Here is a 7,056-nt window from a genome sequence, read left to right on the forward strand (position 1 = left end):
ACCTGGGGGCAACGGGGGCGGGAACGACGACGGTGGGCTGCGGGGAAGGCTTGGGAGGTAAGGGTTTCTGTGGTGCGGAGGGCACGGGTGTCAGGGCGATCGGCTTCGCGGCGGGATCGCGGCGGAGCGCGGTCGTCGCCTGCGGCTCGGGCGCGGTGACCTGGGAGAGCAGCTTCGTGACGCGCGGGGTCTCGCCGGTCGGCAGCGCGTGCTTGCGGCGGCGGCCCGGGTGCTGGAGCACGGTGGTCTCGGTGGCGCCGGGCTGGCGCGCGGCGGAGCCGTTCGGGCTCGCGGGCAGCGAGGGCCAGCCGCCCCACGAACTCGCCGAACTGTCCACTGTGGACTTCTTGGCCGGTGCCGGTGCCGGTGCCGGTGCGGGTTCGGGCAGCGGTTCGAGGTCGGGCAGCGCGGTGATCGACGGCAGCGCCGTGATCGGCACATCGCCCCCCGCTGCGTCCGGCTCGTCGACCGGCGCCATGACCGGCATGTCGACCGGCGCCGTGATGGGCATGTCGACCCGAGCCGTGATGGGCGAGGTGACCGGCGTCGTGCCGGGTGCTTCGACAGGCGCCGCGTCTCGCACGTCGACCGGAGCTTCGACCCGCGCTGAGCCCGACACATCGACTGGCGCGGTGGCCGTGGCTTTGACCGGCGCAGCGGCTCGCGCTTCGGCTTGTGTTTCCACGGACACCGCGACCGGTTCTTCTCGCGGCTTCTCGACCGGCTTCTCGAAGGTGGGCGGCGGCATCTCGACGCGCGGCAGCGGGGCCTCGGCACGCGCGGGGTCAGGAGTGCGTTCGGGTTCGGTGGCCTCGTCGGCGGCGGAATCCCAAGGGGCGTCGAGGATGTCGTCGTCAGCGCGGCGGTGCCGTCCGCGCGGACGGGGGCTGGGCGCGCTCACGGTGGTCTCGATGGCCTGCACGACGGCGCGCCGCCGACGAGCGGGCTTGGGTGGCTTGGGCACAACGGACATGCCGTTGGCGGCAGGCTGCTCCTTGAGCCGGACCGCGCCGGTCACCGGGTCGGACTCCACGACCCGGTCCAGCTGGTTCAGCGTCTCGGAGTCACCGGCCTCGGCCGCGTGCCGCACCGCCTCGCTGAACTGTTCGTTCGCGGCCACCAGGTTCCCTTCAGCACGAGCGGCCAGCGCGGCGCGCACCGCCTTGGCCAGATCTGCCTTGCCGAGCACGTCCGCCACCCGCTCGTCCAGCGGCAGGGTACGGGCGATCTCCTCACTCCAGCTCGCGGTGACCAGGCCCGCGGCGAGCGGGACGAACTCGCCGGGCTCGCTCACCACGGCGGGCCGCACCAGCCTGGCCCGCGTCGCGATCACGGACTGGCCGGGGCCGGAGGGGTCCAGTTCGACGCGCAGGTGGTACTCGCGCCGCTCGGCTCCCCACGCGTCGGTGCGGTAGCCGAGCCGTCCGCGCCGCTGCGTCAGGTCGACGCGCACGGGGTGGACCTGTTCGAACAGCCGCACGCGCGCGCCCTTGGGCAGCCACAGGCGCATCGCCGTGTCGGTGACGGACTTGGCCAGCACGCCGGAGACCGCGCTGACGAGGTTCGTCGCCAGCCGGGCCGGGTCCGGGACCAGCTCGACCGAGCCGCCGAGCCGGGTGGCGACCGTGCGCAGCCCGCCGATGCCGCCGCCATCGCCGACCGCGACGCAGTCGCAGACGAAGTGGCCGGCGCACGCGTCGGCGGCGGTGGCCAGGTCCTGCTCGGACTCGCCGCTGTCACTGGCCGTGACCAGCAGGGCGTGGCGAACGGCACCCTCGTGCTCGACGAAGAGCCGGTCCGCCAACGCGAGCTGTTCGCCAAGGGCGGCCGGTGCTCCGGTGGGCGTCACGATCGAGACGGCCGCCTTGGCGACGGCGCGGTTCTCCGGGGTCGACGGGCACAGTTGCCGTCCGACGGGGAACGCCATCCGCGCCCCGGCGAGCACGGCGAAGGCCACCCCGTCCGGCAGCGCGTCGATCGCGGCCATCACGGCGTGCTTGAGATCGCCCAGCGCGGCGGGGGCCGAGGCATCGAAGATGATCACTTCGGCAGCCGAAGGCGGTTCGGTGGGGGCTGTGGCCAGCGGGGACGCGGTCACCGAGAGCACGGCGTCCAGTTCACGGGCGCCCGGCCGCAGGTGCTCGTTGTGCGAGACCTCGATGTCGAATCCGAGTCGCTCTCGCATGTCCTGGCCTTCCCCGGAACCTCGTCAGCGGGCGGTGCGCTGCGGAGCGACGTTCACCGTCACCGTGACCACGAACGCTCCTCCAGATGGGTGCTAACCGACACGAGGCAGCACACATGGTTGCACGCCTTCGCTCGACCGCGTGAGTCGCAATCACAACCCCGGAACCCGATCCGGGAACTTAACACGCTCCGCATTCGTCGTATGGTGTACGGTATGATGTACGGCGAACGAGGAGGAGAGCAGATGTCAGGTGTTCCGGAGTCCGTGGCGGTCAGCGGCGCGTTCAGCCCGGGCGAGCAGGACGTGGCGAGCGTGCACGCGTGGTTCGCGGAGTACGACGCCCACGCCGCCGCGGGCGCGGTCGAGAAGATGGCCGAGATGGCGCTGTACCCGTTGAACGTGGTCAGCGACTCGGCCGAGGGCAACGGCGCGGCGGCGCAGTGGTCGCGAGAGGGCTTCGTCGAGTCGATGGGGCACGTCGTCGGCGGTGGCGGTGACGTCACGATGGAGTCGGTCCGGAATCCGATCTTCCTGACCGACAAGCTCGTCGTCGTGGTGACCGAGGCCCGGTTCACCACCGCGGAGGGCTCGCAGGACGTGCGCTACGCCGACATCCTGGTCAAGGTCGACGGGAAGTGGCTCTTCCAGACCATGATCCAGGGCGGCTGGGGCGAGAACCTGTAGTCGCACCGACGCCGACCGCCCCGCGCCCCCGGTGGGTTCGGGGCGCTCGGCGTCTCCGCGTCAGGGCAGTGTCCAGAGCCTGTCCAGGCGGAACGGCGTCAGCGCCGCCCCGGGGTTTGCAGGACGGCTCTAGCCGGTGCGGCGGGTCACGAGGGCTTCGATGCCGTCGAGGATGCGCTCCAGACCGAACTCGAAGGCGTGGTCGGGGTTCACCGCCGCGTTGTGCGCCTCGCCCGCTGCCGTGCCGACCGCCGCCGCGACGGGGTAGTTCTCGGCGTCGGACATGCGCGCCAGGAAGGGCTGGTGCGCCTGCCACCACTTCTCGTCGGTCATGCCGGTGCGCTGCTCGGCCTGCGCCGCGTCCAGGCTCGTGCGGGCCGCGCCGTGCACGAAGCCGTTCACCAGGGTGATCACCGAGTCCATCTCGACCGCGCTCAGGCCGATCCCGTCCACCGCGCGCAGTTCGTAGTCGTACTTCGCGATCAGGTTCGGGCCGAGCACGGGGCGGTTCGCCGCGACCTGGAGCAGCCACGGGTGCCGCAGGTAGAGCTTGTGGTTCTCGCGTGCGACCTGGTCGAGGCGGGCGCGCCACGGCTGGTCGCCGAGATCGGGGCGGGCGGTCTCGGCGTTCACGGTGTCCTGCATGACGTCGAACAGCTCGCCCTTGCCGGGGACGTGGGTGTAGAGCGACATCGTGCCGACGCCGAGTTCCTCGGCCACGCGGCGCATGGACAGCGCGCCGAGCCCGTCGCGGTCGGCGACCTCGATCGCGGCTCGCACGATGCTGTCGACGCTGAGGTCGGTCTTGCCCTTGCGCGCGCTGCGCTCGGCGGTGCGCCACAGCAGGGCGAGGCTCCTGGCCGGGTCTCCGGTGCCGCTGTACTCCGTGCGCATGTAACGCCTTCCGCTCCGTCGACGACAAGGCCATCGTAGCTTCTCGGTACGGTGTACGGTACAACGTACGACGACGAAGGGGTGCGAGTGGGAACGGAGATGGCGGTCCGCGCGGAGGGCCTGACCAAGCGCTACGGCGACACGGTGGTGCTCGACGGCGTGGACCTGAACCTGGCGCCGGGGCGGGTGCTCGGGCTGCTCGGGCAGAACGGCGCGGGCAAGACGACGACCGTGCGGGTGCTGACCACGCTGCTCAGGGCCGATTCCGGGCGGGCGGAGGTGGCGGGCTTCGACGTCGCGACGCAGCCGGGGAAGGTGCGCGCGAGCATCGGCCTCGTCGGGCAGCACGCGGCGGTGGACGAGGTGCTGAGCGGGCGCGACAACCTGACGATGTTCGGGCGGCTGCACGGGCTCCGGCCGCGTGCGGCGCGGGCGCGGGCGGAGGAACTGCTGGAGCGCTTCCGCCTCGTGGACGCGGCGACCCGGGCGGTCGGCAAGTACTCCGGAGGGATGCGGCGGCGGCTCGACCTCGCCGCGAGCCTGGTGTGCGCGCCGAAGGTGCTGTTCCTCGACGAGCCCACCACGGGCCTCGACCCGCACAGCCGCGCCGAGGTCTGGGAGGAGGTGCGCGCGCTCGTCGCCGCGGGCACGTCGGTGCTGCTGACCACGCAGTACCTGGAGGAGGCCGACCAGCTCGCCGATCACGTCGCGGTGATCGCGGCGGGCCGGGTGATCGCCGAGGGCAGCCCGGCCGCGCTCAAGGCGGACCTGGGCGGAGACCGGATCGAGGTGGTGCTGCACGAGGCGTCGGAGCTGGCGCGAGCCGCCTCGCTGATCGCCACCGCGACCGGCTCGGAACCGTTGGTGGACAAGGACACTCGCATGATCGGAGCGCTCGTCTCCGATCGCGTGCAGGCGTTGACCCGGACGGTCACCGCACTGCACGGGGCGGGCGTCGACGTCGAGGACGTCACGCTGCGCCGCCCCACCCTCGACGAGGTTTTCCTGCGCCTGACCGGGAAGGAGGCCGCGTGAACAGGCTCGCCGCCGACACGTGGACGTTGACCCAGCGCGACCTGCGGCACTGGATCGCCCAGCCCACCCCGGTGGTCATCGGGCTGCTGTTCCCGGTGATGACCGTGCTCATGTTCGGATTCCTGTTCGGCGGAGCGCTGAGCGTGCCCGGCGGCGGGAACTACCGCGAGTTCCTGATGCCCGGGATGTTCGCGCTCACCATGGTCTTCGGCATGGAGTCGACCATGGCCGCCGTGGTCGCCGACGCCCAGCGCGGAGTGACCGATCGGTTCCGCTCCATGCCGATGGCGTCCTCGGCGGTGCTGCTCGGGCGCAGCTGCGCCGACATGCTCAACGCGGCAGCGGTGCTCGTCGTGCTCGTCGTGTGCGGGCTGCTCGTCGGGTGGCAGTCGCACGGCGGTGTCGGGGCGACACTGCTGGCGTTCGGGTTGCTGCTGCTGTTGCGATTCGCGTTGATCTGGGTGGGGATTTACGTCGGATTGTTGATGCGAGGACCGGAGGCTTTGGCGGCTGCGCAGATTCTGGTGTGGCCGTTGGGATTCTTGTCCAGTGCGTTCGTCTCGCCGGAGACCATGCCCGGGTGGGTCGGGGCGGTGGCGGAGTGGAATCCGTTGTCGGCGACTGTTGCGGCTTGCCGGGGATTGTTCGGGAATCCCGGGGTTGGGGGTTCCTGGGTGGCTGATAACGCGGTGGTGTTCGCAGTTGTGTGGCCGGTGGTGTTGGTTTCTGTGTTCTTGCCGTTGGCTGTGCGGAGGTATCGCGGGTTGGGGGTGTAGGGCTTTTTAGCTCTTTGGGTGGGGGGTGCGGTTGGATTTCCTGGCTGGGGTACGGCTGGGCTTCCAGCTGGACCCGGCTGGGCTTCCAGCTGGACCCGGCTGGGCTTCCGACCCACTGCTGGTTCCAGCGGTGGGTCGGCTTGACCTGGGGGCCCCTTGCGCGTGCCCCTGGGCCTTACAGGGGCACGGGTAGTGAACCCGGCCCTCGCGCGAGCGTATGGCACGCGCACCCCAGGTAAAGCCGACCGTTCCAGTCGCGTGTTCTGTTTCGCGGGGGTTGCGTTTTTCGGGCGACGGGGCGCCTGGGAATTCATTCTTTAGAGCCATGATCGTTTCGAATTCGAGGGTAGAATCGAGGCATGACCCTCGATGAACTGTTGGTCGAGGTTGAGGCGAAACATGCTGCTCTTTGTCATGCGAAAGCGGAACTCGCCACGGCCTTGATCGAATTCCATGTCGCTGCTGACGATCGTGATTACCGGTATGTGCAGAATGAGGTCGCCTCCTCCCTGCACATCTCCCGACGCGCGGCGGATCGCATCCTGTCCAACGCCGCCGAGCTGACCGAACGCCCGTTGGTGTTGGCGGCTCTGTCGGCGGGGGTGATCGATGAGGGCAAAGCCCGCCTCATCGTCGACCAAGTCAGCGTCCTGAAGGAGCCGCAAGCCTCGATCGCGGAGGCGGAGCTGTTGGCCTACGCGCCGACCCGTACCTACACCTCGGCGCGGCGCCGTGCTCAGACGTTGATCCACAAGCTCGACCCGAAGGCGGCCGAGCGTCGTCACGAGGAGAAGCGCAAGGAGCGGTTGGTGTGGAAGACCAACCTCGATGACGGCATGGCCGAACTCCGGATGGCCTTCACTGCCCACGACACCGCGATGGTCTACGACCACATCGACCGCATCGCGAAGTCCCTGCCGAAGGACGACCGAACGTTGGACCAGAAGCGCGCGGACGTCGCACGGGATCTGTTGCTAGGCCTGGACACCCCGGCGCCGCAGGGCCAGACGATGGTCTACCTCACGATGCCCGTGACCGCCCTGCTCGGGATGACCGACGACCCCGGCATGTTGGCGGGATACGGGCCGATCCCCACGAGCGTCGCTCAGGACATCGCCGCAGGCGGCATCTGGAAGCGGATCTTGACCGACCCCGCCACCGGCATGGCAGAAGAGGTCAGCGACACCTACCGGCCGTCAGCGAAGCAGCGGGAGTTGATCAACGCCCGCTACCCGAGGTGCACGGCGATCGGATGCCAGCAACCGGCCCAGCGCTGCGACGTTGATCATTGCCGCCCCTACGACGGAACCAACACCACGATCCGGAACCTGCGGCCGAAGTGCCGCCATCACCACAACATGAAGACCCACTCGAACTGGCGGTGTGAGAACCGCGACGACGGCAGCCATGTGTGGATCACGCCGAGCGGCAGGGTGCACGAAACGGAACTGGAGCCGATCGCCGAACCGGCGCCCTTCT

Annotated in this window: 6 protein-coding genes; 4 read left to right on the forward strand and 2 right to left on the reverse strand. The window is 70.1% G+C overall.

Features of this window, described 5'->3' with window-relative positions; translation table 11 throughout:
* Window positions 1–2,185 (reverse strand): hypothetical protein (locus tag CCN37_RS35465; RefSeq protein ID WP_086829476.1); only part of this gene is annotated, 2,185 nt, incomplete at its 3' end.
* Window positions 2,186–2,431: 246 nt separating this feature from the next.
* Here CCN37_RS35465 and CCN37_RS35470 point away from each other — a divergent pair.
* Window positions 2,432–2,872: a hypothetical protein gene (locus CCN37_RS35470; RefSeq protein ID WP_086829479.1), complete on the forward strand. Its 441-nt coding sequence runs from the start codon at window positions 2,432–2,434 to the stop codon at window positions 2,870–2,872.
* A gap of 129 nt (window positions 2,873–3,001) precedes the next feature.
* Here the strand turns inward: CCN37_RS35470 and CCN37_RS35475 are convergent, their stop codons facing one another.
* Entirely contained in the window at window positions 3,002–3,766 is a 765-nt protein-coding gene (locus tag CCN37_RS35475; RefSeq protein ID WP_086829481.1) for a TetR/AcrR family transcriptional regulator, read from the reverse strand.
* Between the two features lie 99 nt (window positions 3,767–3,865).
* On the opposite strand from CCN37_RS35475, the gene CCN37_RS35480 reads away from it, so the two are divergent.
* From CCN37_RS35480 to CCN37_RS35490, 3 genes are all read left to right on the forward strand, one after another.
* Window positions 3,866–4,801 (forward strand): ATP-binding cassette domain-containing protein, encoded by a 936-nt coding sequence (locus CCN37_RS35480; RefSeq protein WP_086829485.1) that lies wholly within the window; start codon window positions 3,866–3,868, stop codon window positions 4,799–4,801.
* The gene (locus tag CCN37_RS35485; protein WP_086829482.1) at window positions 4,798–5,577 is read left to right on the forward strand and encodes an ABC transporter permease; all 780 of its coding nucleotides are present in this window, start codon (window positions 4,798–4,800) and stop codon (window positions 5,575–5,577) included. Before CCN37_RS35480 ends, CCN37_RS35485 begins: the two co-directional genes overlap by 4 nt.
* 359 nt (window positions 5,578–5,936) lie before the next feature.
* Window positions 5,937–7,056, forward strand: a 1,120-nt coding sequence (locus tag CCN37_RS35490; protein WP_143261967.1) for an HNH endonuclease signature motif containing protein, incomplete at its 3' end; no start/stop codon positions are given.

The organism is Allokutzneria sp. NRRL B-24872, from assembly GCF_002155965.1.
GTDB lineage: Bacteria > Actinomycetota > Actinomycetes > Mycobacteriales > Pseudonocardiaceae > Allokutzneria.

Bases quoted from the DNA above. Each gene is read 5' to 3' on its own strand.
- CCN37_RS35470 (WP_086829479.1), top strand. From the start codon at position 2,432: ATGTCAGGTGTTCCGGAGTCCGTGGCGGTCAGCGGCGCGTTCAGCCCG.
- CCN37_RS35480 (WP_086829485.1), top strand. From the start codon at position 3,866: ATGGCGGTCCGCGCGGAGGGCCTGACCAAGCGCTACGGCGACACGGTG.
- CCN37_RS35475 (WP_086829481.1), bottom strand. From the start codon at position 3,766: ATGCGCACGGAGTACAGCGGCACCGGAGACCCGGCCAGGAGCCTCGCC.